The sequence below is a fragment of the Rheinheimera sp. 1928-s genome (genome assembly GCF_029269265.1).
Taxonomy (GTDB): domain Bacteria; phylum Pseudomonadota; class Gammaproteobacteria; order Enterobacterales; family Alteromonadaceae; genus Pararheinheimera.
Genome location: NZ_JARIXP010000013.1, coordinates 13,465 through 38,007, shown reverse-complemented (window position 1 = coordinate 38,007; position 24,543 = coordinate 13,465). Strand labels below are relative to the sequence as shown.

General features: G+C 47.1%; 25 protein-coding genes. 15 read left to right on the top strand and 10 right to left on the bottom strand.

Annotation, left to right across the window (positions count from 1 at the left end; all coding sequences use genetic code 11):
* The first annotated feature begins 43 nt into the window (after positions 1–43).
* Complete coding sequence (locus tag P3C17_RS20170; RefSeq protein WP_300931094.1) at positions 44–931, top strand: NAD(P)-dependent oxidoreductase; 888 nt, start codon at positions 44–46, stop codon at positions 929–931.
* Positions 932–944: 13 nt separating this feature from the next.
* Here P3C17_RS20170 and P3C17_RS20165 read toward each other — a convergent pair whose 3' ends face one another.
* Positions 945–1,115, bottom strand: a complete 171-nt coding sequence (locus P3C17_RS20165) for a hypothetical protein (protein ID WP_300931093.1) — start codon at positions 1,113–1,115, stop codon at positions 945–947.
* Between the two features lie 93 nt (positions 1,116–1,208).
* Here P3C17_RS20165 and P3C17_RS20160 point away from each other — a divergent pair, with 93 nt between their 5' ends.
* Both P3C17_RS20160 and P3C17_RS20155 read left to right on the top strand, forming a co-directional pair.
* Entirely contained in the window at positions 1,209–2,234 is a 1,026-nt protein-coding gene (locus tag P3C17_RS20160) for a helix-turn-helix domain-containing protein (protein ID WP_300931092.1), read from the top strand.
* Positions 2,235–2,335: 101 nt separating this feature from the next.
* Positions 2,336–2,851 (top strand): hypothetical protein, encoded by a 516-nt coding sequence (locus P3C17_RS20155; RefSeq protein WP_300931091.1) that lies wholly within the window; start codon positions 2,336–2,338, stop codon positions 2,849–2,851.
* A gap of 38 nt (positions 2,852–2,889) precedes the next feature.
* Here the strand turns inward: P3C17_RS20155 and P3C17_RS20150 are convergent, their stop codons facing one another.
* From P3C17_RS20150 to P3C17_RS20115, 8 genes are all read right to left on the bottom strand, one after another.
* Entirely contained in the window at positions 2,890–3,546 is a 657-nt protein-coding gene (locus P3C17_RS20150) for a CoA transferase subunit B (protein WP_300931090.1), read from the bottom strand.
* Between the two features lie 12 nt (positions 3,547–3,558).
* Positions 3,559–4,260 (bottom strand): CoA transferase subunit A, encoded by a 702-nt coding sequence (locus tag P3C17_RS20145; protein WP_300931089.1) that lies wholly within the window; start codon positions 4,258–4,260, stop codon positions 3,559–3,561.
* A gap of 29 nt (positions 4,261–4,289) precedes the next feature.
* On the bottom strand, positions 4,290–5,228 hold the full coding sequence (locus tag P3C17_RS20140; RefSeq protein WP_300931088.1) for a hydroxymethylglutaryl-CoA lyase: 939 nt from the start codon (positions 5,226–5,228) through the stop codon (positions 4,290–4,292).
* 26 nt (positions 5,229–5,254) lie between these two features.
* Entirely contained in the window at positions 5,255–7,231 is a 1,977-nt protein-coding gene (locus tag P3C17_RS20135; RefSeq protein WP_300931087.1) for an acetyl/propionyl/methylcrotonyl-CoA carboxylase subunit alpha, read from the bottom strand.
* 14 nt (positions 7,232–7,245) lie between these two features.
* Entirely contained in the window at positions 7,246–8,043 is a 798-nt protein-coding gene (locus tag P3C17_RS20130; RefSeq protein ID WP_300931086.1) for an enoyl-CoA hydratase-related protein, read from the bottom strand.
* 18 nt (positions 8,044–8,061) lie between these two features.
* Positions 8,062–9,675, bottom strand: a complete 1,614-nt coding sequence (locus P3C17_RS20125; RefSeq protein WP_346015681.1) for a carboxyl transferase domain-containing protein — start codon at positions 9,673–9,675, stop codon at positions 8,062–8,064.
* Between the two features lie 101 nt (positions 9,676–9,776).
* On the bottom strand, positions 9,777–10,946 hold the full coding sequence (locus P3C17_RS20120) for an isovaleryl-CoA dehydrogenase (protein WP_127687413.1): 1,170 nt from the start codon (positions 10,944–10,946) through the stop codon (positions 9,777–9,779).
* 101 nt (positions 10,947–11,047) lie between these two features.
* Positions 11,048–11,479: a MerR family DNA-binding transcriptional regulator gene (locus P3C17_RS20115; protein ID WP_300931084.1), complete on the bottom strand. Its 432-nt coding sequence runs from the start codon at positions 11,477–11,479 to the stop codon at positions 11,048–11,050.
* A 269-nt stretch (positions 11,480–11,748) separates the two neighbouring features.
* Here P3C17_RS20115 and P3C17_RS20110 point away from each other — a divergent pair, with 269 nt between their 5' ends.
* The 11 genes from P3C17_RS20110 to P3C17_RS20060 all read left to right on the top strand — a co-directional run bounded on the left by P3C17_RS20110 (position 11,749) and on the right by P3C17_RS20060 (position 22,277).
* Positions 11,749–12,933 carry an acetyl-CoA C-acyltransferase gene (locus tag P3C17_RS20110; RefSeq protein WP_300931083.1) on the top strand — a complete coding sequence of 395 codons (1,185 nt, stop codon included), beginning with the start codon at positions 11,749–11,751 and terminating at the stop codon, positions 12,931–12,933.
* Positions 12,934–13,064: 131 nt separating this feature from the next.
* Positions 13,065–14,561 (top strand): CoA-acylating methylmalonate-semialdehyde dehydrogenase, encoded by a 1,497-nt coding sequence (locus P3C17_RS20105; RefSeq protein WP_264342522.1) that lies wholly within the window; start codon positions 13,065–13,067, stop codon positions 14,559–14,561.
* 170 nt (positions 14,562–14,731) lie between these two features.
* The gene (locus tag P3C17_RS20100; RefSeq protein ID WP_300931082.1) at positions 14,732–15,889 is read left to right on the top strand and encodes an acyl-CoA dehydrogenase family protein; all 1,158 of its coding nucleotides are present in this window, start codon (positions 14,732–14,734) and stop codon (positions 15,887–15,889) included.
* Between the two features lie 107 nt (positions 15,890–15,996).
* Entirely contained in the window at positions 15,997–16,770 is a 774-nt protein-coding gene (locus P3C17_RS20095; protein WP_300931081.1) for an enoyl-CoA hydratase, read from the top strand.
* Positions 16,771–16,776: 6 nt separating this feature from the next.
* Entirely contained in the window at positions 16,777–17,961 is a 1,185-nt protein-coding gene (locus tag P3C17_RS20090) for an enoyl-CoA hydratase/isomerase family protein (RefSeq protein WP_300931080.1), read from the top strand.
* Position 17,962: 1 nt separating this feature from the next.
* Complete coding sequence (gene mmsB, locus P3C17_RS20085; protein WP_300931079.1) at positions 17,963–18,853, top strand: 3-hydroxyisobutyrate dehydrogenase; 891 nt, start codon at positions 17,963–17,965, stop codon at positions 18,851–18,853.
* A gap of 39 nt (positions 18,854–18,892) precedes the next feature.
* Complete coding sequence (locus P3C17_RS20080; RefSeq protein WP_300931078.1) at positions 18,893–19,654, top strand: SDR family oxidoreductase; 762 nt, start codon at positions 18,893–18,895, stop codon at positions 19,652–19,654.
* A 60-nt stretch (positions 19,655–19,714) separates the two neighbouring features.
* The gene (locus P3C17_RS20075; protein ID WP_300931077.1) at positions 19,715–20,140 is read left to right on the top strand and encodes a hypothetical protein; all 426 of its coding nucleotides are present in this window, start codon (positions 19,715–19,717) and stop codon (positions 20,138–20,140) included.
* A complete protein-coding gene (locus tag P3C17_RS20070) occupies positions 20,137–20,664 on the top strand; it encodes a GNAT family N-acetyltransferase (RefSeq protein WP_300931076.1) in 528 nt (175 codons plus the stop codon). Before P3C17_RS20075 ends, P3C17_RS20070 begins: the two co-directional genes overlap by 4 nt.
* 25 nt (positions 20,665–20,689) lie before the next feature.
* On the top strand, positions 20,690–21,580 hold the full coding sequence (locus tag P3C17_RS20065; RefSeq protein WP_300931075.1) for a sterol desaturase family protein: 891 nt from the start codon (positions 20,690–20,692) through the stop codon (positions 21,578–21,580).
* The gene (locus tag P3C17_RS20060) at positions 21,567–22,277 is read left to right on the top strand and encodes a polysaccharide deacetylase family protein (RefSeq protein WP_300931074.1); all 711 of its coding nucleotides are present in this window, start codon (positions 21,567–21,569) and stop codon (positions 22,275–22,277) included. The genes P3C17_RS20065 and P3C17_RS20060 overlap by 14 nt, the downstream gene beginning before the upstream one ends.
* 21 nt (positions 22,278–22,298) lie before the next feature.
* Here the strand turns inward: P3C17_RS20060 and P3C17_RS20055 are convergent, their stop codons facing one another.
* On the bottom strand, positions 22,299–24,035 hold the full coding sequence (locus P3C17_RS20055; protein ID WP_300931073.1) for a DUF4153 domain-containing protein: 1,737 nt from the start codon (positions 24,033–24,035) through the stop codon (positions 22,299–22,301).
* Between the two features lie 147 nt (positions 24,036–24,182).
* On the opposite strand from P3C17_RS20055, the gene P3C17_RS20050 reads away from it, so the two are divergent.
* Positions 24,183–24,530 (top strand): GFA family protein, encoded by a 348-nt coding sequence (locus P3C17_RS20050; RefSeq protein WP_300931072.1) that lies wholly within the window; start codon positions 24,183–24,185, stop codon positions 24,528–24,530.
* The last annotated feature ends 13 nt before the right edge of the window (positions 24,531–24,543 follow it).

The window sequence follows — 24,543 nt, the reverse complement described above, 5'->3', positions numbered from 1 at the left end:
AGCTTCTTGGCATTCAAGTCTGTCACAGAAATAAGTCAAAATTATGTCAAATTTATCACAACAAAAAGTTGCCTTTGTCGGTTTGGGTGTTATGGGTTTTCCTATGGCTGGGCATCTGCAGCAAAAAGGCGAGCAAGTTTGTGTCTATAACCGAACTCATCAGAAAGCTTTAGACTGGGTTCAGCAGTACGGTGGTACCTGTGCATCAACTCCGGCAGACGCTGCCACTGGTGCCGATTTGGTGATGTTATGCGTCGGGAATGACAACGATGTACGTTCTGTGGTGTATGGCGAACAGGGCGTTTTAGCTGCGATGCGACCTGGCTCTTTATTGATTGATCACACCACAGCCTCAGCCGATTTAGCCCGTGAACTGGCTTTGGCCTGCAAAGCAAAAGGCATAGGTTTTTTAGATGCACCTGTATCAGGTGGTCAGGCTGGTGCTCAGAATGGCTTACTGACCATTATGCTGGGCGGCGAAATTGCTGAGTTTGCAAAAGCTGAAAACACGCTGATGAAATACGCCCGCAGCGCCCGTTTATTAGGGCCTGCAGGTTCAGGTCAACTGGCCAAAATGGTCAATCAAATTTGTATCGCCGGCGTAGTACAAGGCTTGGCTGAGGCTATGCATTTTGCTCAACAGGCCGGACTGGATGGTCAGGCTGTTTTGGACACCATCAGCAAAGGCGCTGCTCAGTCCTGGCAAATGGAAAACCGCGGCTCCACTATGTTGCAAGGCAAATACGACTTCGGCTTTGCGGTCGACTGGATGCGCAAAGACTTAGCGATCACCTTAAACGAAGCCCGTCACAATGGAGCTACTTTGCCACTGACTGCTTTAGTCGATCAGTTTTACGCTCAAGTGCAGGCTATGGGTGGCGGTCGCTGGGATACGTCCAGTTTACTGACCGTATTGCAGCGTAAAAGTTAACATTTCAGCACTTTTAGTCCTCCAGACTGATGCTGGCCAAACCTAAGGTCAGCACCAGTAGTATAGGAATGTGCACCAGATGCAGCATTGGATCTGGTGTTATTTGCAGAGCAAGCCCTACCACCATAGCCCAGACCAAAGCCAATAAAGCCCATACTGCAGTGCGTTTTGACAGTTGAAACATAACTACCTCCTGTTGTTGATGCTGATACTTTACTCTTAGGTTGACAGGGTCTAAAGTGTCGCTAATGACGTATTTGAGGCGGTAAGTGACAATATGAAACGCATTGGTATTTGGGTAAATCAAGACGTAGTGATGAGCAGTGTGACAGGGGTAATGGATTTTTTTACCTTCTGTAATAAATACTGGCAATTAATACAGCAAAGCGATCAGCAGTTATTTGAAACTGTGTTGATGGGACCTAATACTCAGCTACAGCAGGGGTCTTTTACGCTGCAGGTTGAACCTGTTGATGTAAATCAGATTGATATTCTGTTGATCCCCGGATTTTACGCCTATAACTCAAACGATCTGCTGCGTGTGAGTCAGGAATTGCTACCTTACAAGGCTGAATTACAGCAGATGCTGCAACAGGGAAAGTGGCTGGGCGCTTTTTGTAATGGCACTTTTGCGCTGGCTGGAACGGGTTTATTAAATGGTCTGCAGGCGACGTCAGTCTGGTTTTTTAAAGACTATTTCCGTCAGATGTTCCCGCAAGTTAAACTGGACTTACAGCAACTGGTTGTGCAGCAGCAAACTATTTTAACTGGTGGTGCTACTACTTCTTATCTGAATTTATGTCTGCGTTTTGTCGAGCTTTGTATGGATACAGCTTTTGCTCAGCAAATGGCAAAGATTATGCTGACCGATCCAAACCGGACTTCACAGTTACCTTATTTATCTCTGCAACTGACCCCACAACATAAAGACGGCAAATTGGCTGAAATTCAGCAGTATCTTCAGGCTCATCTGGCGGAACCTGTCAGTCTGGAGCAACTCGCCGAAACTTTTGCCATGACACCCCGCACTTTGATCCGACGTTTTAAGCAACATTTAGACGAAACCCCTATGGCTTATCTGCAGCGTTTACGTATTGAGAGGGCGAAGTCTTTGCTGGAAAATACGTTGTGGACTGCAGAAGACATCATGCAGCAAGTTGGCTATGAGGATATTTCGTCTTTTCGGAAGTTATTTGTGCATTACACCAGCCTGACCCCCAAAGCGTATCGGCAAAAATTTATGTTTGAGCCACAAATTGACTGCTGTCCGGTCAGTGGCCGTGAGCGGGAGTCTGCGGCATAATTATCGCCGCACTGTTAATTAACAAAGTTTAACAAATGAATCAGGAAAAGTTTGTTTTGTGCTATTATCATGTGGCCAATTCATTGATGAAAGTTAATTAAATGTATTTATCTGAGATCGGCTGGCATCTTTATGCACTGCTTTTATTTGTTTGTGTACTGCTCCCGGCTTTGGTTTTATCGGCTCTGGTGTATTTTAAACCTCTTTGGTTAAGACAATCTTTATGGGTTTTCAGCCTTTGTAGTTTGTGCTTCTTACTGCTTAGTCTGAAGTTTAGTGATAACACTTTGTTAATGAATGGCAACGCTCTGGAGTTGAAAGCTGGGTTATATCAGACCAAGATTGATGATATTCACTCAGCGCAAAGTAAAGTTTCAGTGGTGTTTTGTGACGAGTTAGGCGAGTTCAAGCCCGTAGTTGCTGTAAACGCGATTAATTTGCCTAATTACAAAGTCGGTTGGTACAGGCTGGCCAATCAGCAGACCGCTTTTGTTATGCTGATTGGCGATATCGACAAAGTGACAGTGGTCAGCACTAAAAACGCGATAGCGTTAATTAGTGGCGATATTAACAGGGATAACGCTGGTGCTGGTTTACAGGCCAAGGCGTTTCGATAGGGTCAGAAACCTTGCCTCTGACCCTTTCACGTTTTACATCAGAACTGCATTTCCGGAATATCGCCAGAGATCACTAACTTACCCGCAGTTTTTTGCTGAATTTCTTCTACGCTGATGCCAGGCGCTCGTTCCAATAAGTGGAAAGCGCCGTCTCTTACTTCCAGCACAGCTAAATCAGTCACAATCTTTTTCACACAGTTCACGCCTGTTAGTGGCAAAGTACAGTTATCCAGTAGCTTGGAGCTGCCGTATTTGTCAGCGTGAGTCATGGTAACAATAATGTTTTGTGCGCCAGCGACTAAATCCATAGCGCCGCCCATGCCTTTGACCAGTTTGCCTGGGATCATCCAACTGGCGATATTGCCGTTTTGATCCACTTCAAAAGCGCCCAAAACAGTTAAATCCACATGACCGCCACGGATCATGGCAAAGCTTTCAGCTGAGCTGAAAATGGCAGCGCCTTTAATAGCTGTGACTGTTTCTTTACCGGCGTTGATCATATCGGCATCTAGTTCAGCTTCGGTTGGGTAGGGGCCCATACCTAATAAACCATTTTCCGATTGCAGCATCACTTCAATACCTGTTGGCACATAGTTCGCCACTAATGTCGGGATACCAATACCTAAATTGACGTAATAGCCGTCCTGTAATTCCTGAGCCACCCGCATAGCGACCTGTTCACGTGATAATGCCATTTGCTGTGCTCCTTAAGCCTGACGGACCATACGACGTTCAATGCGTTTTTCAAAGCTGGCTTTGATCACACGTTGTACATAAATACCTGGTGTGTGAATTTGGCTTGGCTCCAGCTCACCCGGCTCGACAATTTCTTCCACTTCAGCCACAGTAATTTTGCCTGCAGTAGCTGCCATAGGGTTGAAGTTCATTGAGGTATGGCGGAACACCAGATTGCCGTAACGGTCCGCTTTCCAGGCCCGCACTATAGCGAAATCACCTGTGATCGATTCTTCCAGCACATAATTACGACCATTAATCTCGCGGGTTTCTTTACCATCAGCCACAGGAGTACCGTAGCCTGTTGCCGTATAAAAGGCCGGAATACCAGCACCACCAGCACGGATTTTTTCTGCCAGTGTGCCTTGAGGTGTCAGTACTACTTCGAGTTCACCTGATAACAGCTGCTTTTCAAATAAGGCGTTTTCGCCCACATAAGAGGCGACCATTTTTTTGATTTGACGCTCTTCCAGCAACACACCCAAACCAAAACCATCGACACCACAGTTGTTGGAGACAACTGTTAAGTCCGTAGTGCCCATTTTTTTGATCTGAGCAATCAGGCCTTCCGGAATACCACATAAACCAAAACCACCGGCTATCACTGTCATGCCATCGGTCAGGCCTGCCAGCGCTTCTTCGTAGCTGGTGACAACTTTATTAAACCCTGCCATTTTGTATCCTTAAAAGATGCTATCAATGATTAATTCTGCTGGCATTTGGCCTTTAGCGCCAATCCTACTTTAGAACTAGGTGCTTTCCCCAGCTGTTCGCTGATAAACCAGCCAACAGGGGCTAGCCGTTGTAAATCAACACCGCTATGGATGCCAAGGCCGTTCAGTAAATACACCACTTCTTCAGTGGCAACATTGCCTGACGCACCGGCAGCGTAAGGACAGCCGCCTAAACCAGCCACTGAGCTGTCTACTACAGCAATACCACGTTGCAGCGCTGCGTAAATATTACTTAACGCCTGGCCATAAGTGTCGTGAAAATGCACAGCTAACTGCTCTACAGGTACAACCGCCAGTACAGCATCCAGCATGGCATTGACTTTGGACGGAGTGCCAACGCCTATGGTGTCACCCAAAGAGATTTCATAGCAGCCCATCTCCAGCAGGGCTTTGGCAACCCGTGCTACTTCTGCTGGCGCAACCTCACCCTGATAAGGGCAACCCACCACACAAGAGACATAACCCCGCACTTTAATACCATCCAGTCTGGCCCGCGCCATTACAGGGGCAAAACGCTCCAGACTTTCCGCTATGCTGCAGTTGATATTTTTCTGGGTAAAAGCCTCAGATGCGGCACCAAAGACCGCAACTTCAGAGGCTCCTGCTGCTTTGGCTGCTTCATAGCCTTGCAGATTGGGTGTCAACGCTGTGTACTGAATACCGGCTTTTCGGCTGATTTGTGCAAAGACTGCCGCTGAATCTGCCATTTGTGGCACCCACTTTGGCGAGACAAAAGCGCCGGTTTCAATGGTAATAAGGCCAGTTTCAGCTAAGCGATTGACCAGCTCAACTTTGGCCTCCAGCGACACTGCTTTTTCATTTTGCAGACCATCGCGTGGGCCTACTTCAACAAGTCGCACGGCTTTGGGCAAACCAGCTGTGTGGTGTGGGTTTAATATCAGTGACATGCATGACTCCTAAAAATGGGGCTGTATTATTCAGCGGCTGTAAAATCAAGCAGCTGAGCGCCGTCTTTCACCAGATCACCAGCGGCATAAAACAGCTGATTCACCACGCCATCTTTCGGCGCTTTAATGCTGTATTCCATTTTCATCGCTTCCATCACCAAAATCGTTTGGCCAGCGCTGACGACCGCACCTTTTTCCACCATCACAGCGACTATAGTGCCGTTCATTGGTGCCGTCAGGCTACCTGCCGCTGCACTATCGTCGACTTGAGTCTGCACTTGCGTCTGGTAAATAAAGTCATAACGTCGATGTTTGATGAAAACCGACACTGTCTCCTGATACTGGCTGACCCGCACTTTAACTCTGTGGCCATTTAAATTGGCTTGCAGTTCATCACCTTGTAAGCGGGCGGTGGCTGGGGTGGTGACGCCATGCTGAGTTAAGCTCAGTGTTTTACCTTCAGAGCTGATGCTGATCAGACGGGTTTCATCCTGATAAATCAGTGGGAAAGACACAGTTGGAACTTCATTTAAACGCCAGCCAGAACACAAAGCCCATGGGCTTTGATCGTCCACATTGTCTGAACGCTCTTTCAGCAACAGATACAAGGCTGCCAATAAACTGGCTTGTTCGGTTTCAGACTGACCTGGGGCAAACAAGGATTCTTTATGCCGTTCAATAAAATGCGTATCCAGCTCTGCCTTGGCAAAAGCAGGTTGCTCCACTAAACGGGTTAAGAAATTCAGGTTGTTTTTCACACCAGCAATACGATAATCATCTAAAGCACGCAACATACGGGCTATGGCGCGGTCACGGTTTTCATCCCAGACAATCAGCTTGGCAATCATAGGATCGTAAAAAGGCGAGACTTCGTCGTTTTCGACCACGCCTGTATCGACCCGCACATAGCGACTGGCTTCAGGCTGGCGTAAATACGTCAGTTTGCCTGTGGCTGGCAGGAAATTGTGGTCTGGGTCTTCAGCATAAACCCGCACTTCAATGGCATGACCATCAATAGTGATTTGGTCCTGAGTCAAAGGTAAAGGCTGGCCACTGGCGACCAACAGCTGCCATTTCACCAGATCCTGACCTGTGATCATTTCAGTCACAGGGTGTTCTACCTGCAGACGGGTATTCATTTCCATAAAATAGAAGGAGCCGTCTTCATCAAATAAAAACTCAACAGTACCGGCACCCTGATAAGCAATAGCCTGAGCGGCTTTGACTGCTGCTTCGCCCATGGCTTTGCGCTGCTCACTACTGAAATTTGGTGCTGGTGCTTCTTCAATCACTTTTTGGTGACGGCGCTGAATAGAGCAGTCGCGTTCAGCTAAATAGACTGCATTGCCAAAACTGTCGGCGAACACCTGAATTTCAACATGACGGGGTTTGGTCAGATAGCGTTCCATCAGCACTTTGTCATTGCCAAAGCCATTTAAGGCTTCACGTTTGGCGCCAGCCAAAGCTTCAGCAAATTCGTCACTGTTCCACACCACACGCATACCTTTACCACCACCGCCATATGCGGCTTTCAGTAGCAGCGGGTAGCCCACCAGATCAGCTTGTTGCTGTAAAAAGGCAGGGTCCTGATTATCGCCATGGTAACCCGGTACTAAAGGTACACCTGCTTTGGTCATAATCTCTTTGGCGGCGCTTTTGCTGCCCATAGCCGCTATGGCAGGCACTGGTGGGCCAATAAAGACCACACCGGCTTCCGCGCAGGCTTCTGCAAATCCTTCGTTTTCAGATAAAAAGCCATAACCAGGGTGCACAGCTTCGGCGCCACTTAATTTGGCAATTTCCAGAATCTTGTCCGCCCGTAAATAGGACTCTTTGCTTGGCGCAGGGCCTAATAAAAAAGCTTCATCGGCCATATGCACATGACGGGCATTGGTGTCGGCTTCTGAATAGACAGCCACACAACGAATGCCCAGTTTATGGGCGGTTTCTATCACTCGGCAGGCGATTTCGCCCCGGTTGGCGATCAAAATTTTGCGAAACATCAGTCTGTTTTTCCTTATTCTGACCGGATCCAGGCCGGAGTACGTTTTTGTAAAAAGGCAGTTAAGCCTTCCTGACCTTCAGCCGAGACACGAATAGCGGCAATACGGGCTGAAGTGCTATCTATAAGCTGCTGATTAATCGGCTGATGATTTACAGCGGCTATTAACTCTTTGGCGCAGCGCAAAGCTGCAGGGCTGTTCTTCAGCAAAGTGCCAACAAAATGTTCTGCTGCGCCACTAAGACCTCCAGCGTCTACGACCTGATGCACTAAACCTAAATTCAACGCAGTAGCAGCATCAAAACGTTCAGCGGTTAAGAAATAACGGCGGCTCGCACGTTCGCCAATAGCGCGCATCACGTAGGGGCTGATCACGGCCGGTATTAAACCTATTTTCACTTCGCTTAAACAAAAGCTGGCACCTTGTTCGGCAAGGGCTATATCGCAACAAGAGACTAAACCCAAAGCTCCACCAAAAGCTGCACCTTGTACCAAAGCTATAGTGGGGGCAGGGAAGCAATCCAGTTGACGCATCAGCTCCGCTAACTGGCCTGCATCTTCTAAGTTCTGCTGGTAGTTTTTCTCTGCCATAGAGCGCATCCAGTTCAGATCGGCACCTGCACTGAAGTTTTTACCCAAGGATTTCAGCAACAACACCCGTACAGCTGGGTTCGCAGCCAGGCTTTTCAAAGCGTCTATTAATTCGCCAATCATGCTGTCGTCAAAGGCGTTATGCACTTCGGCTCGGTTCAGCACTAATTCTGCAACACCAGCTGCATTTAACGAGGTCGTAATAGTTTTATAGTTTTGCATTTTGTTTACTCCTTGCCATTACATCCGGAACACGCCAAATTTGGATTCGGCGACAGGCGCATTCAGCGCGGCAGTCAGTGCCAGGCCAACCACCATACGGGTTTGTGCCGGGTCGATAATGCCGTCATCCCATAAACGTGCACTGGCGTAATACGGGTGGCCTTGCTGTTCGTACTGGGCGACAATAGGCTGACGTATGGCTTGTTCAGCTTCGGCTGTTAAGCTTTCGCCTTTACGGGCCAAGGCGTCTTTAGTCACAGTGGCCATCACACCTGCCGCTTGTTCACCACCCATTACAGAAATACGGGCATTGGGCCACATCCACATCATGGTTGGGTCATAAGCACGGCCACACATGCCGTAGTTACCAGCACCGTATGATCCACCAATTAATACGGTAAATTTCGGCACATTGGCACAAGACACCGCCATCACCATTTTTGCGCCGTGTTTGGCAATACCTTCGGCTTCGTATTTTTTACCGACCATAAAGCCGGTGATATTTTGCAGGAATAAAAGTGGAATTTTGCGCTGGGCACAGAGCTCAATAAAGTGGGCGCCTTTTTGCGCTGACTCAGAAAACAGAATGCCGTTGTTGGCCACTATGCCAATAGGCTGGCCAAAAATGCGGGCAAAACCACAGACTAAAGTCGCGCCATAAAACTGTTTAAATTCGTCAAAGTCTGATGCATCGACAAGTCGGGCTATCACTTCGCGGACATCAAATGGCTTTTTCAGATCGGTGCCGACAATGCCATACAGCTCGCTGGCATCATAAAGTGGGGCTTCGACAGGGCGCACGTCCCCTTGCACTGGTTTTTGATGATTTAAACGACTGACAGCATTACGCGCCAGTTGCAGCGCATGTTCATCATTCAGCGCATAGTGATCGGCCACGCCAGAGATTTTACAGTGCACATCAGCACCACCTAACTCTTCTGCCGTCACTTCTTCACCCGTGGCGGCTTTGACCAATGGCGGGCCAGCTAAAAAGATAGTGCCCTGATCTTTAACGATAATGCTTTCATCGGCCATAGCAGGCACATAAGCACCACCTGCAGTACAAAGTCCCATCACCACCGCAATTTGTGGAATACCTTTGGCGGACATACGCGCCTGATTAAAGAAAATACGGCCAAAGTGCAGTTTGTCTGGGAATACATCGTCCTGACGGGGCAGGTTAGCGCCACCTGAGTCGACCAGATAAATACAAGGCAACATACAGGTTTCGGCAATTTCCTGCGCTCGTAAGTGTTTTTTAACCGTCAGTGGGTAATAAGTGCCGCCTTTGACTGTGGCATCGTTGGCCACAATCATGCATTCGACACCATTCACCCGGCCTATGCCTGCAACCACACCAGCTGCTGGTACATAGTCGTCATAACATAACCAGCCAGCAAACTGACCCACTTCCAAAAAAGGTGAACCCGGGTCCAGCAGTTTTTGAATACGATCACGGACAAACAACTTGCCGCGTGAAGTATGACGGGCAATCAAGGCTTCGCCGCCACCTAATTTGATCTGTTGTACTTTTTGCTCTAAATCATCCACCAGCAGCTGCATCGCCTGAGCGTTCTGGATAAATTCGTCACTGCGTGGATTAATTTTGCTATTCAGTCTGGCCACGTTCACCACCTTTGGCTATCGGGATTGAGTCTTGAGTTGGGGCTCTTTAGGAAAAACCGGACAGGAGTCCGGCTTTTTTATTGTTGTTGAGCCCGCACTGGTTCTACTTAGTTCGATTCGTTAAATAACTCGCGGCCAATCAACATACGGCGAATTTCTGAGGTACCAGCGCCGATTTCGTACAGCTTGGCATCGCGTAATAAACGCCCTGTAGGGTATTCATTGATATAACCATTACCACCTAACAGCTGGATTGCATCCAATGCCATTTGAGTAGCCAGTTCTGCGCTGTATAAAATCGCGCCTGCTGCATCTTTACGGGTGGTTTCACCGCGGTCACAGGCTTTGGCGACTGTGTAGACATAAGCGCGGGCTGCATTCATTTTGGTGTACATATCGGCCACTTTGCCCTGTACCAGCTGGAATTCACCTATAGACTGGCCAAACTGTTTACGGTCGTGGATATAAGGCACTACTACATCCATACAGGCTTGCATAATGCCAAGCGGACCGCCGGATAACACCACACGCTCATAATCCAGACCAGACATCAGCACGCGGGCGCCAGTGCCTATAGTGCCTAATACGTTTTCTTCCGGCACTTCACAGTCTTCAAACACCAACTCACAGGTGTTCGATCCGCGCATACCCAGCTTGTCGAGTTTTTGTGCCTGGCTAAAACCTTTAAAACCACGTTCAACAATAAAAGCTGTCATGCCTTTAGAGCCGGCATTGATATCAGTTTTGGCGTAAATCACATAGGTATGGGCGTCAGGGCCGTTGGTGATCCACATTTTGTTGCCGTTTAAAATATAACGGTCACCTTGTTTGTCGGCGCGTAACTTCATCGACACGACATCTGAACCAGCGTTTGGCTCAGACATCGCCAGAGCGCCAATATGTTCGCCAGAACATAACTTGGGCAGGTACTTTTGTTTTTGTGCTTCGTTGCCGTTACGGGCAATCTGATTGACACATAAATTGGAATGCGCACCGTAAGACAAGGCCACTGAAGCAGAAGCGCGGCTGATTTCTTCCATCGCCACTATGTGTTCCAGGTAACCCATACCAGAGCCACCGTATTGCTCATCGACTGTGATGCCTAATAAACCCAGGTCGCCAAATTTACGCCATAAATCATTTGGGAATTCGTTGTCATGGTCAATTTGTGCTGCACGTGGCGCTATTTCGTCACGGGCAAAGCTGTTGACCTGTTCACGGATCATGTCGACTGTTTCGCCCAGATCGTAATTTAATGTTTTGTATGTGCTAATCATGTCGGTCTATCCCCGTTTGCCTTTCGTCTCTGGTTGCCTGACTGCAACGCCAATTACTTTGGGCACTGTTTGATTTGATTTTGTTTAAATTTGTTTTTTATTTAATTCGGTTCTTTGACTTGCTTGGCCTGATCCAGGGTTTCGCGACAGCGTTTTTCTACTGTGACTAATTCCATCAGCACCACTTTGATGTCATCCATCTGTTGGTGCAGTTCAGCCTTTTTCTGTTCAATCAACTTCAGCATGGTGCTCAATTGAGTCACGCTGCTTTTATCTGCATCGTACAGCTCAAATAACTGGCCTGTTTCTGACAAGCTAAAGCCCAGCCGTTTGCCACGCAAAATAAGTTTCAGCCTAACCCTGTCTCTACGATTGTAAATGCGGGTTTGTCCCTGTCGTAAAGGTGTTAATAGGCCCTGATCTTCGTAGAAACGAATACTACGGGTGGTGATATCAAACTCTTTTGCCAGCTCGCTGATGCTGTAGGTTTTATCGTCTGTTTCAGTCTTTTTGGCAGTCATGTGGGTCGTCATTTGGGCCTTCCAGTAAAGTGGCGACAACTATAAGTGAAGTTTACGTAAAGGTAAAGCTGTGTTCGCGTGAAATAAGGGCTGGCGGCGATTTTCTCCAGGTCGTTGTAAAGTTAAAGTGCCAAAGCTGGGGGCTGAAGCGTGTATTTTTCTGAACCTTTCACTGGTCATAGGACCATAGTGTTAGGTGGTTGACGTTGGCGTAAACGTAAATTTGGTGTAGTGTGTGGACCAACTTTTTCATCATGCTTCTGAACGACGGAGAAATGAACATGGCTCAGCACGAAAAAATTGCCATAGTGGCGGCCAAAAGAACGGCAATGGGTGGATTTTTAGGCGGCTTAGCTGATGTCAGCAGCACAGATTTGGGTGCACAAGCTATTAAAGCTGCCTTAGAACAAGCGGCTGTTGATGGTGCCAAGGTCAGTGAAGTGATCATGGGGTGTGTGTTACCTGCAGGTTTAGGTCAGGCGCCAGCTCGTCAGGCGACGTTAAAAGCGGGTTTACCTTTATCTGCTGGTGCTACCACTATCAATAAAGTCTGTGGTTCAGGTTTGAAGTCTGTGATGTTAGCGACGGATTTACTGCGGGCTGGTTCTGCGGATCTGGTCGTCGCTGGTGGCATGGAGTCTATGTCTAACGCTCCTTATATTCTGCCAAAAGCCCGTGCCGGTATGCGCATGGGTCATGGTGAAGTCAAAGATCATATGATGCTGGATGGTCTGGAAAACGCCTACGATGGCAAAGCCATGGGTTGTTTTGCTCAGAAAACAGCTGACGAGCACGATTTCAGCCGTGCTCAGATGGATGAATTTGCAGTGTTGTCTTTAACCCGAGCTCAGCACGCCATCAATTCCGGCGCTTTTGTTGAAGAAATCACCCCTGTGATTTTCCAGACCCGTAAAGGCGATGTAACTTTTGCCACAGACGAGCAACCTGGCAATGCGAAAGTCGACAAAATTCCTACCTTAAGACCAGCTTTTGCTAAAGACGGCACTATTACGGCGGCCAACTCAAGCTCTATTTCTGATGGCGCCGCAGCTTTAGTGCTGATGCGTGCTGACGACGCTAAAGCGCAAAACAAAACCGTATTGGCTCATGTAGTCGGGCATGCCACGCATTCGCAGGAACCAGAGTTGTTTACAGTAGCACCAGTGGGTGCTGTGACTAAGCTGTTAGCGAGCTTAGGTTGGGCTACAACAGATGTGGATTTGTGGGAAATTAACGAAGCTTTTGCCATGGTGACTATGCTGGCGATTAAAGAGCTGAAGCTGGACGTAAACAACGTCAACGTCAACGGCGGTGCTTGTGCTTTAGGTCATCCTATAGGTGCTTCAGGCGCCCGTATCCTGGTGACTTTAATTCATGCCTTAAAAGCTCGTGGCTTAAAACGTGGTATCGCTACTTTATGTATAGGCGGTGGCGAGGCTGTGGCTTTAGCGGTAGAGCTGCCGTAACAAATAAAAAGGCGCGGTAGAAACTGCGCCTTTTGCTTAAAAGAATTTAATAAAAAATATATTCAAATCAACAGACTTAATCAAAGGTTGTGTTTAAAACAGACATGACCAGCAATAGGGGAGACGCATTAATGGCCCATCAGGTTCAGTTATTTATCAACGGTGAATTTGTCCCGTCCAAGTCCGAACGCTTTATTCCGGTGACGGATCCAGCCACTCAGGACGTGATAGCGCAGGTGCCTTGCACTACAGCAGAAGAAATGGCTTTTGCCATCGCATCCGCCAAAGAAGCCTTTAAAAGCTGGAAAGAAGTACCGGTATCAGAACGTGCCCGTTTAATGATGCGTTTTGCGCATTTATTAAAAGAACATCAGGCTGAAATCGCTGACATTATTTGCCGTGAATTAGGCAAAACAGTGGAAGATGCCAAAGGCGACGTCTGGCGTGGTATTGAAGTGGTAGAACAAGCCGCCAATATTCCTTCGTTAATGATGGGTGAAACTGTTGAAAACGTTGCGCGCAGCATAGACACCTACAGCTATATTCAGCCTTTAGGCGTTTGTGCTGGTATTACGCCATTTAACTTTCCGGCTATGATCCCGCTGTGGATGTTCCCAATGGCTATCGCTTGCGGTAATACTTTTATTTTAAAACCCTCTGAACAAGATCCGATGACAGTGAATAAAATCGCTGAACTCTTTGCTTTGGCTGGTGCACCTAAAGGCGTGTTACAGGTGGTGCATGGCAATAAAGAGCAGGTCGATGTGTTATTACGTCACCCGGACATCAAAGCTATTTCCTTTGTTGGCTCTGTCAATGTGGGCCAGTACATCTACAAAACAGGCACTGATCATTTAAAACGAGTACAGGCTTTTGCTGGTGCTAAAAACCATATGGTCGTAATGCCAGATGCCAATAAACAACAAGTAATCAATGCCTTGGTTGGTGCTTCAGTAGGTGCTGCAGGTCAACGTTGTATGGCAATTTCTGTAGCTGTTTTTGTTGGTGATTCGCAGCAGTGGATCCCAGAAGTGGCAGCTGCTATCGCCAAAGTTCGCCCTGGTGTGTATACAGACCCGGAAGCTGCATACGGCCCACAAATCAGTCCTCAGGCCAAGGCCCGTATTTTGTCTTTAATTGAACAAGGCAAAGTAGAAGGCGCTACTTGTTTAGTGGATGGCTCAGACGTCAAAGTCGCTGGTTATCCAAACGGCAACTGGGTTGGTCCTACTGTATTCAGTGATGTGACTCCTGAAATGACGATTTACAAAGAAGAAATTTTTGGCCCTGTGCTGGCAACTGTTAACGCAGCTTCTTTGGATGAAGCCATTGAGCTTGTTAACAACAGCCCATACGGCAACGGTACTTCTATTTTTACTGCCAGCGGCGCAGCAGCCCGCAAGTATCAGCATGAAATCGAAGTAGGTCAGGTCGGTATTAATATTCCAATTCCTGTGCCTCTGCCATTTTTCTCGTTCACTGGCTGGAAAGGCTCGTTTTACGGCGATCAACATGCTTATGGTAAACAAGCTGTGCGTTTCTACACTGAAACCAAAACCATCACGGCCCGTTGGTTTGATGACTCCATTCCGGTGTCAGGCCCTAATATGTCGATCAACCTGCGTTAAGTCGCGCAGGATAAAAGCGTTCTGTTTTAAAGCAGAACGCTTTACTAATAAATAAGCCTTAAGGCAAACAACCAAGCCAGATTAAATGCATACAAATGCATGAAGACCAAAGCGGCAGACCTATCACAGTGCAATAGACACTGCTTTGCTGCAAACCTCAGGGTGATGCGATGAATTTTAATTTAACAGACGATCAAAAGGCCTTTGTTGAGGTCGCCAAACAATTCGCCGACCAGGAACTGGCGCCACATGCCGCAGCCTGGGATCGGGATCATCATTTTCCAAAAGACGTGATCCAAAAAGCAGGTGAGCTGGGTTTTTGTTCTTTATACACGCCTGAAGAACAAGGCGGCTTAGGCCTGTCTCGTTTAGATTCCAGCATTATTTTTGAACAGCTGTCGATGGGCTGCACTGCAACAACTGCAATGCTCACTATCCATAATATGGCAACCTGGATGATAGCAAGCTGGGGCACAGAAGATGCGAAAGCCCAGTGGTGCCCGGAGTTAGTTACAGGCGAAAAGCTGGCTTCTTATTGTTTAACTGAGCCAGGTTCTGGTTCAGACGCGGCCTCTTTACGCACCAGTGCGAAAAAAGACGGCGATCACTATGTGTTAAACGGCTCCAAGATGTTTATCTCTGGTGCTGGTGAAACTGAAGTGTTAGTAGTGATGGCGCGCACAGGCGAAGCCGGTCCTAAAGGCATCTCCGCTTTTATCGTACCTGCCGACGCACAAGGCGTTATTTATGGTAAAGCCGAAGAGAAAATGGGTTGGAATGCCCAGCCAACCCGTTTAATCACTTTTGATAATGTGCGTATTCCGGCTCATTACCTGCTCGGCAATGAAGGTGAGGGTTTTGGCTTTGCGATGAAAGGCTTAGACGGTGGTCGTATTAATATCGCCACTTGCTCTATAGGTACAGCGCAACAAGCCTTAAATACAGCCCGAAACTACATGCTGGAACGTCAGCAGTTTGGTAAGCCACTGGCTGCATTTCAGGCGTTGCAGTTTAAACTGGCTGATATGGCAACGGAGTTAGTCGCTGCTCGTCAATTAGTGCGTTTGGCGGCGTTTAAACTGGATTCAAACGACCCGGAAAAAACAGCCTATTGCGCTATGGCCAAACGTTTTGCTACAGACGTCGGTTTCCAGGTTTGTGATCAGGCGCTGCAGCTTCACGGCGGTTATGGTTATATTAAAGAATATCCGCTGGAAAGGCATTTCCGCGATGTACGGGTACACCAGATTTTGGAAGGCACCAATGAAATTATGCGACTGATTATTGGCCGACGTTTATTAGATGAAGCAGCTAATGAAATCTTATAAAACGCAATAACCCAGAACGAAGCAGGTGTGTGGCCTGCTTTGTGTTATTTAAAGATTAAAGCTAACCGGTAAAAGCTGATTAAAAGCCCGGTAGACACGGAGATTTTATGGCACAACTCAAACTCGAAAAACGCGGCCATACCGCTTTAATTACCATGGCAAATCCTCCTGCCAATACCTGGACCAAAGACACCCTGACGCAATTGCGTGATGCGGTGAAGTCTTTGGAACAGGACAAAAATATTTATGCCTTAGTGATCACAGGTGAAGGTGAAAAATTCTTTTCTGCTGGTGCTGATTTAAATTTGTTTGCCTCTGGTGACAAAGCTGTTGCTGCCGATATGTCGGCCATTTTTGGTGAAGCCTTTGAAACCTTAACGGCTTTTCGTGGAGTCTCTATTGCCGCCATTAATGGGTATGCCATGGGCGGCGGCCTTGAAGTCGCTTTAGCCTGTGATATCCGTATTGCTGAAACTCAGGCACAAATGGCTTTACCTGAAGCCAAAGTCGGTTTATTACCTTGCGCAGGTGGCACTCAGAATCTGGCGATCTTAGTAGGTGAGGGCTGGGCTAAACGAATGATCTTGTGTGGTGAACGTTTAACCGCAGAGAAAGCCTTACACATAGGTTTAGTCGAAGAAGTGGTTGGTACTGGAGTGGCACTTGAAGCTGCATTACTGCTGGCTGATAAAGTGGCAGATCAAAGCCCACCTGCAGTGGCTGCCTGTAAACAGCTGATCCAAAAAGGCCGCAGTGCTCCTGTACAAACGGCATTGCCTTTAGAGCGAGAGTTGTTTGTGAAGTTGTTTGATACTCAGGATCAGGTGGAAGGGGTGCAGGCGTTTTTGCAAAAACGTAAAGCCAGCTGGATTAATGGATAAGGCCCTATGACAGAATTGAACACAAAAACAGAACAAGCCGTGACTGATCAATCTATACAGCGTGATGTGGTGCTGTTTGAAGAAATCGCCTGTGTTGGTGGCAAAATTATTGGTATTGCCACTTTAAACTCAGAGAAGTCGCTGAATGCTTTAAGTTTGCCTATGGTTGAGCTGTTGCTACCGCAAATGCAGCAATGGAAAAACGATAACAATATAGCCTTGGTTGTACTGCAGGGCGCAGGCGATAAAGCTTTTTGCGCCGGTGGAGATATCCGCGATTTGTATCAGGCGATGAAAGCAGCGCCTGGCACTTTTCAGCCTTATGTCGAAGACTTTTTCACTAAAGAATACAATCTTGACTATTTAATTCATACCTTTGAAAAACCGGTACTGGTTTGGGGCAATGGCATTGTCATGGGCGGTGGTTTAGGCCTGATGGCGGGTGCATCGCATCGTATTGTTACTGCAACCAGTCGTATTGCGATGCCGGAAATGGCCATAGGTTTATACCCTGATGTGGGTGGTAGCTGGTTTTTAAACCGCATGCCGGAAGGTTGCGGTTTATTTCTGGGGTTAACAGGCGCTTCGATCAACTCGTCTGATGCCAAACTGATTGATTTAGCCGACCATTTTTTAACTCATGATAAAAAAGCCGCTGTGCTGGATAAATTAACCCAGGTGAAATGGGGCAATACCATAGCGCTGAATCATCAGAAGCTGACCGATTTATTATTAGGCATGGAAGATATGTGCCGCAGTCAGATGCCGCCGAGTCAAATTCGTTTACATCAGGCTTCTATTAGTGCTGTAGGCCGCGCTACGTCCTTGCAGCAGGCTGTTGAGCTGATCCAGGCTATGCCCAATGAGGACGCCTGGTTAACCAAAGCCAAAGCCTCTTTGCAGTATGGCAGCCCTATTACTGCTCATATTGTGTATCGGTTGTTAGAACTTGGCCAAAGCAAAATTCTGGCCGATTCGTTCCGTCTGGAACTGGGCTTAAGTGTGCAGTGCGGCAAACTGGGCGAATTTACTGAAGGGGTACGAGCGCTGTTGATTGATAAAGATCAGAAGCCAGACTGGCTGTATAAAACAGTCGCTGACGTGCCTGCAGATGTGATTAATCAGCTGTTTCATTCGCCCTGGGCTGCCGACTTACATCCATTACAACATTTAGGTTCATTGGAGCATTAATATGAGTACAGTTGCATTTATTGGTTTAGGCAATATGGGCGGCCCAATGGCCAGCAATTTATTAAAAGCAGGCTTTAAGGTTCAGGCTTTTGATTTATCCGAAACTGCTTTAGAGCAATTAGCTTTAGAGGGCGCTACGGCCTGTACTTCGGCAGCAGAAGCCGCAACAGGGGCAGATTTTGTGATTTCTATGCTACCTGCTGGTAAACATGTGGCTATGGTGTACACAGGCGAAAATGGCATAGCTTCAGTGATAAGCAAAGATGCCTTAGTCATTGATTGTTCAACTATTGATGCTACCACAGCCCGCAAAGTCGGAGCTGAACTGGCAGAACAAGGTATAGCCTTTATCGATGCGCCAGTCTCTGGCGGTGTAGGTGGTGCGAAAGCCGGCACTCTGACCTTTATTGTCGGTGGTTCAGAGCAAAACTTTAACCGGGCCGAACCTGTGCTCTCTGTGATGGGTAAAAACCTGTTTCATGCTGGCGATGTGGGGGCTGGCCAGGTGGCGAAAATTTGTAACAATATGCTGTTGTCTGTGTTAATGCTTGGCACCAGCGAAGCGCTGCAAATGGGCATAGACAATGGCCTGGATCCGAAGATTTTATCCGATATTATGCTGAAAAGCTCAGGCCGTAACTGGACTTTAGAACTGTATAATCCATGCCCTGATGTGATGCCAAATGTGCCGTCAAGCAATGGCTATCAGGGCGGCTTTATGGTGGATTTAATGGCAAAAGATTTGTCTTTAGCCACAGAAACCGCACTGTCCAGCCAGTCCAGCACGCCAATGGGCACTTTAGCCCGTAGCCTCTATGTCGCGCATCAGCGTCAGGGCCATGGCAAAGAAGATTTCTCAGGTATTTTTCAGATGTTTGCCAAAAAGAACTAAGACTTTTGGCATCAGTTGGTTTTTGCAGGTAAAAAGATCATGAATTTAAAAGACAAAATTATAGTAGTCACAGGTGGTGCTCAGGGCCTGGGTTTAGAAATGGCCCGGATGTTATCTGCTGAAGGGGCACATTTAGCCTTGCTGGATATGAATGCAGAGCAACTGGCTTCAGCTAAAGATGAGTTGTCAGCTACTGGTGTGACTGTGCGTGCTTATGTTTGTAATGTGGCCAATGAAGAAAGTGTCGAAAACACCTTTGCTGCTGTAGCAGCAGATTTTGGTGCTATTGATGGCCTGATTAACAACGCTGGTATTTTGCGTGACGGTTTATTGCTGAAATTTAAAGACGGCGAACTGGTGAGTAAAATGTCGCATCAGCAGTTTCAGTCTGTGATTGATGTGAATTTAACAGGCGTGTTTTTATGTGGCCGTGAAGCTGCGGCTTTGATGGTGAAATCAGGTCGTAAAGGCGTAATTATCAATATGTCGAGCGTGGCMCGTTCAGGCAATATGGGGCAAACTAACTATGCAGCGTCCAAAGCCGGAGTAGTGGCTATGACAGTGACCTGGGCTCGTGAGTTAGGCCGTTACGGTATTCGTGTAGGCGCTATAGCTCCGGGTGTGATCCGCACTGCCATGACAGATGCGATGAAACCAGAAGCCCGCGACCGTTTAGTCGCAATGAAACCTGTGGGTCGTTTAGGTGAAGCCACAGAGATTGCGCATACTGCGAAGTATATTTTTGAAAACGATTTCTTTACCGGCCGTGTCGTTGAAGTGGATGGCGGTATTAGTATGTAACTTTATAGAGGCAGAGTGATAAACTCTGCCTCTATAAAATCTGGTTACAGGATCTCACCAATGAAACTTATTCTCCTGCCTTTGCTGCTTCTGGCTTCTGCTTTTACCTTTGCCCAGCAACTGGATACCCCTAATTACACCGTTGAAATTCAGCAGCTTTGCCCTGAAGGCGAAGTGCAATGTCAGAATGTGCTATACAAAGGCACTTCTAAAGTCTCAGGTGCCAGTATCGAACTAAAAGGCAAAGCCTGGCACAGCCTTTGTGCTGATGGTGTGACGCCATGCCGCTTCTTAGGTTATCAGTTCAACAATGGCCGTATTCGTTATCTGGTGCATGACTCAGGTTTGCTACAAGTGATAGGCAGTTCTGGCAAAGTAGTGCTGGAAGAGCAGGGGGTCTGGGACTATCAACAAGACACTCACCAAAATAATCAGCAAGAGGATCCAGACCACAGCACTCAAACAGAACCAGAGACGAAATCATGAAACCGCTCGAGGCTGGCAGTTTAACCTTGCGCTTGCTGACTGAAGCAGACTGGCCATTATTTCTGCAGTTGCATCGTCATGAACAGGTGCTGCAGTATGTCGCAGATCCTTTATCCGACGAACAAATCCGCCAGCGTTTTGATGAACGTTTACAACCCTGGCAAGCCGGTGATGTGCATTGGCTGAGCTTGGTTGTGGTGGAAACACACAGTGGTACTGCGACAGGTGTCTGTGGTTTTCATTGTTTAGAATTGGATGCTGACTCAGCTTTAACCGCCGAAGTAGGCTATCTGTTTTTGCCGCAATTTTTTGGCAAAGGTTATGCAACTTTGGCGTTAAAAACCTGCCTGGATTATGGAACTACACTTGGCGTAAAACAGTGGCAGGCTGTGGTAACCGAAGGCAATAAAGGCTCAGGCCGTGTGCTGGAAAAATGTGGTTTTAGCCTGATTGAACGTCAGCATAATGGCTATCAGATAGGTGGTAAATTTTTTGCAGATTTAATCTACAAAAAATTGGCTTAAAAACGGTGAATCAGGGAGTAAGAGTTTGATCCCAGTTGAATTTATTTTGTTGCTATTGAGCCCTGTTTTTTTCATTTTTATTGCCTTTGAATGGCTTTATAGCGAAAAACGCGGCAAAGCCTTATACCAGTGGCGTGATACAGCAGCTAACTTTGGTTTAGCCGCTTTGCATCAGGCTGGTGACTTTATTGCCTTGCTGGTACTGTTGCCATTGATGTTATGGTTATCGCAGTTCGCCTTGTTTTCTATTGAGTTTTCAGCACTGAATTTATTTTTGCTTTTTATCGCCCAAGACTTTTTGTATTACTGGTTTCACCGCTGCTCGCACCGGGTGCGCTGGTTATGGGCCTCTCATGTGGCGCATCACAGCTCACGTTTAATGAATTTCAGTACGGCTTTTCGTCAGTCCTTAACTTATCCAATTTCCGGTATGTGGTTATTCTGGTTACCGCTAGTGTTGCTGGGCTTTGAGGTGCAGCTGGTGCTGGCTGTAGTGGCAATTAACTTAGCCTTTCAGTTTTTTGTGCATACTCAATCCGGTAAACACTGGGGCATTTTGGGCTGGGTGCTGAATACTCCTGCCTGGCATAGAGTGCATCACGCCTGCAATCCGCAGTATATAGACCGCAATTATGCGGGTGTTTTAGTGATTTGGGACAGGCTCTTCGGTACTTTTGTGCCTGAAGAAGAAGCCTGTCGTTATGGCATTACCGACGATTTTCAGTCGAATAACCCTATTGCTATTACCTTTTATGAATGGAGAAAAATTACCTTGTTATGGCCTCGGCTGCATGGCTGGCGTAATAAATTCAAACTTTTATTTGGCCCACCAGAAGCTTTTGCTGAAGTTAGGCTAACAGATGCCCGGGCATCAACCACAGATCCATCGACTGAGCAACAGCATGTTAAAGACTAAGCTATGGCTGAAACTGGTTCTGCTGCTTTTGGTGACCTTTATCACCCTATGGCAACTCTCATCCAGCAGACAGTTTCAGCTGTTTGGTGAGCTTGTTGATAAGGTGGACACAGAACAAAAGCTGGTCGCATTAACTTTTGATGACGGCCCAACACCACAGTACACCGCCGGTATTTTGCAGCTATTAGAGTTGTATCAGGTGAAAGCGACCTTTTTTGTCACAGGTGCAGAAACCCAACGATTTATGACTCAGGCCAAACAAATAGTGGCTGCTGGTCATCAGCTTGGCAATCACAGCTGGTTTCATAACCGCATGCTGTTGATGTCTTTGGATGACATTAGCCGTGAAATTGAAGGTACGGATCAACAAATTCGCGAGGCTGGTTTTCAAGGCGAAATTTTATTCCGGCCACCTTATGGCAAAAAACTACTGATGCTGCCCTGGTATCTGGCACAGACCAACAGAACCACTGTGATGTGGGATCTGGAGCCTGAAAGCTATGGCGATATAGCCGACGATCCACAAGCCATTGCCAGTTATGTACTGGAGAATGTTCAGCCTGGTTCAATTGTTTTACTTCATCTTATGTACAAAAGCCGCGAGGCGTCCCGCGCAGCTTTGCCATTGATCATCAAAGGCCTAAAAGCAAAAGGTTATCGTATGGTCACAGTCTCTGAACTGCTGACAACGCAATAACCCCTGCATTGTTTCGGCAGATTAATTCTGTATTACCTGAAATGTTCTGTCGCCCACTTGTAATAATGGCCATTGTGGTGGGATTGTTTTTAATTCTAAAGTTTCAAGTTGTGGCTCTGGTGGTGTTTTATCAGGCTCTGCTTTAGTGCTGGACGTCATGGCAGTGCTTTGCCATTCGCCTTCTTTTAAACTAAATAACACTGCAGAGACAGAGTGATGAGAGTAGGTCAACAGCACATAGTCCTGCTGTCCGTCATTATTCAAATCCAAAGGCCGCAGATGATACTGGCTGATATATTGCCGCTGCCAGTGCTGGTCCGCTTGCCATTTGTATAAGGATTGCTCTAACCCCTCTGGCAACTGAGCTCCTTCTGCTATCTTTAATGCCTCCAGAAACTGTTGCTGCTGCTCTTTGCTGCTTTCTTCAGCTAAGCCAGAATAGTTTGTAGGGCTATACAGCGCATCAATACGCAGCACCAGGGCAGGATCAGTGTTCGCCTTATCAGCTTTTAACTGTTGCAAAGCGTTATAACCAGGTTTTGCCAGGGCGTAGCGGAAATAATGTAGATCAAGATCTGCCAAACTTGTACGTCCATCCTGTAACCGGGCAAGCTGGCTCTCTACCGTGATTTTACGAAAATCCAGCAGAGGGGAGTTTGCAATCAGCATCACTGCCAGTACCACCAGTCCCATCCGCAGATTGACCCAGCTTAATTGCTGTAACCACAGATCCCGTTTTTTCAGTATGCCCCACAAATAACCCACAGAAAATAAAGCCAATAAGGCCCACAACACAAAACCCCAGCAGCGGCTGACGCTCCAGCCATATTGTTCAACTCTCAGCATCAAACCATAACAGGCGATCAGGCTGTAGACAGGTAACAATGCTATCGCAAGGTAAAGGGCGCGATGCAACCAGAGAGGGTAAGGGCGGCTGTCGGCTTCGGCCTGATACACAGCATTGACGAAAAACAACATCAAGGCCTGCAGCCATAAAATCAATACACTGCCGTGTCCTGTTTTCCATAGGGGTTCTAAGCCGGTAAAGGGCAAGGCCAGCATAAAAAGTACAGAAACCAGTGCCAAAATCAGCAGCAAAAACTTCATCAGTGCTTGGTGAATGCGGGTAWTAGTGTCAATCACACTGGCCTGATTACGAAAAATAATAACGCCAAAGCCAAAAGCCAGATTCAGAGTGGGGTAATAAAACCATGGTTTGGCAAACAAGTCGGTGAACAACTCAATTTGGATCACTTTAAACAGAGCAGCCCACAACATCAGCACGGCCCAGACTGCCAAAGTAAAAAGCAGAGACAATCCCAGAGTTAAAAAATTACGCCAGGAGTAAAGAAACAACAGGCTGTAACTCAATGGTCTGCCTGACGACTGCTGTTGGATATACAGCAAGGCTTTAAAACTGGCGATCAGCATGGAAAAAATAAAGGCAAACAACAGAGGCTCATAACTGATGTGTTCGAGTGGCGTGACCTGTAAACCGGCATAAAAACCAAGAACGGCAACAAGCAAAGCAAAAGGCACTAAGCGCAGCGCTAGTTTCAGTTCCTGGCCTTTTTCCAGTGACAGTAACAAGGTTAAAGGTGCAACAAAAACCAGGCTATACAGGAAAAACAGCCACTCTGGTTGGGTCGACGGCCAAAAGTCAAAACTGATCGACTGATGTAACAGATAAAGCGACAATCCCTGCAGTAAAGCAAGCAGGAGCATAATGGAGGTGGGTAACTGTTGTTGGCCTGACATAGGTCGTCCCTGACGTTGCTAAAGGGTGKGTTGTACTTGTTCGGTATTGAACTCAAATACGGCTTGAGTTCCTGGTGCAGTGCAGGTTGAAAAATAGATGATTTGCGTCATAGTGTACAGGGATTAAAGCAAAAACAAGGGTTTACTATGATTTACCAAGGCAGTTGTCATTGCGGTGCTGTGGCTTATCAGGTGGAGGCTGATATCAGTTCTGCTTTAAGTTGTAACTGTTCAATTTGTAGCAGAAAAGGCTATTTGCTGAGCTTTGTACCTGGCAGCAATCTGACGATGCTAAAAACTGAGCAGCCATTAACCAGTTACACCTTTAATACTCATAAAATCAAACACCAGTTTTGCCCTGTTTGTGGCTGTGCACCTTTTGGCTTAGGTGTGGATCCAGAAGGTAATGAAGTCGCTGCTATTAATGTACGCTGTTTACAGGATATCGATCTGGATGCGTTAGAGATCCATAAATACGATGGTAAAAACAGCTAAATAACGTCAGGGT

What these genes read in the sequence shown, in the direction of transcription:
- P3C17_RS20170 (WP_300931094.1), top strand. Translation starts at nt 44, where the DNA reads ATGTCAAATTTATCACAACAAAAAGTTGCCTTTGTCGGTTTGGGTGTT.
- P3C17_RS20165 (WP_300931093.1), bottom strand. Translation starts at nt 1,115, where the DNA reads ATGTTTCAACTGTCAAAACGCACTGCAGTATGGGCTTTATTGGCTTTG.
- P3C17_RS20160 (WP_300931092.1), top strand. Translation starts at nt 1,209, where the DNA reads ATGAAACGCATTGGTATTTGGGTAAATCAAGACGTAGTGATGAGCAGT.
- P3C17_RS20155 (WP_300931091.1), top strand. Translation starts at nt 2,336, where the DNA reads ATGTATTTATCTGAGATCGGCTGGCATCTTTATGCACTGCTTTTATTT.
- P3C17_RS20150 (WP_300931090.1), bottom strand. Translation starts at nt 3,546, where the DNA reads ATGGCATTATCACGTGAACAGGTCGCTATGCGGGTGGCTCAGGAATTA.
- P3C17_RS20145 (WP_300931089.1), bottom strand. Translation starts at nt 4,260, where the DNA reads ATGGCAGGGTTTAATAAAGTTGTCACCAGCTACGAAGAAGCGCTGGCA.
- P3C17_RS20140 (WP_300931088.1), bottom strand. Translation starts at nt 5,228, where the DNA reads ATGTCACTGATATTAAACCCACACCACACAGCTGGTTTGCCCAAAGCC.
- P3C17_RS20135 (WP_300931087.1), bottom strand. Translation starts at nt 7,231, where the DNA reads ATGTTTCGCAAAATTTTGATCGCCAACCGGGGCGAAATCGCCTGCCGA.
- P3C17_RS20130 (WP_300931086.1), bottom strand. Translation starts at nt 8,043, where the DNA reads ATGCAAAACTATAAAACTATTACGACCTCGTTAAATGCAGCTGGTGTT.
- P3C17_RS20120 (WP_127687413.1), bottom strand. Translation starts at nt 10,946, where the DNA reads ATGATTAGCACATACAAAACATTAAATTACGATCTGGGCGAAACAGTC.
- P3C17_RS20115 (WP_300931084.1), bottom strand. Translation starts at nt 11,479, where the DNA reads ATGACGACCCACATGACTGCCAAAAAGACTGAAACAGACGATAAAACC.
- P3C17_RS20110 (WP_300931083.1), top strand. Translation starts at nt 11,749, where the DNA reads ATGGCTCAGCACGAAAAAATTGCCATAGTGGCGGCCAAAAGAACGGCA.
- P3C17_RS20105 (WP_264342522.1), top strand. Translation starts at nt 13,065, where the DNA reads ATGGCCCATCAGGTTCAGTTATTTATCAACGGTGAATTTGTCCCGTCC.
- P3C17_RS20100 (WP_300931082.1), top strand. Translation starts at nt 14,732, where the DNA reads ATGAATTTTAATTTAACAGACGATCAAAAGGCCTTTGTTGAGGTCGCC.
- P3C17_RS20095 (WP_300931081.1), top strand. Translation starts at nt 15,997, where the DNA reads ATGGCACAACTCAAACTCGAAAAACGCGGCCATACCGCTTTAATTACC.
- P3C17_RS20090 (WP_300931080.1), top strand. Translation starts at nt 16,777, where the DNA reads ATGACAGAATTGAACACAAAAACAGAACAAGCCGTGACTGATCAATCT.
- mmsB (WP_300931079.1), top strand. Translation starts at nt 17,963, where the DNA reads ATGAGTACAGTTGCATTTATTGGTTTAGGCAATATGGGCGGCCCAATG.
- P3C17_RS20075 (WP_300931077.1), top strand. Translation starts at nt 19,715, where the DNA reads ATGAAACTTATTCTCCTGCCTTTGCTGCTTCTGGCTTCTGCTTTTACC.
- P3C17_RS20070 (WP_300931076.1), top strand. Translation starts at nt 20,137, where the DNA reads ATGAAACCGCTCGAGGCTGGCAGTTTAACCTTGCGCTTGCTGACTGAA.
- P3C17_RS20060 (WP_300931074.1), top strand. Translation starts at nt 21,567, where the DNA reads ATGTTAAAGACTAAGCTATGGCTGAAACTGGTTCTGCTGCTTTTGGTG.
- P3C17_RS20050 (WP_300931072.1), top strand. Translation starts at nt 24,183, where the DNA reads ATGATTTACCAAGGCAGTTGTCATTGCGGTGCTGTGGCTTATCAGGTG.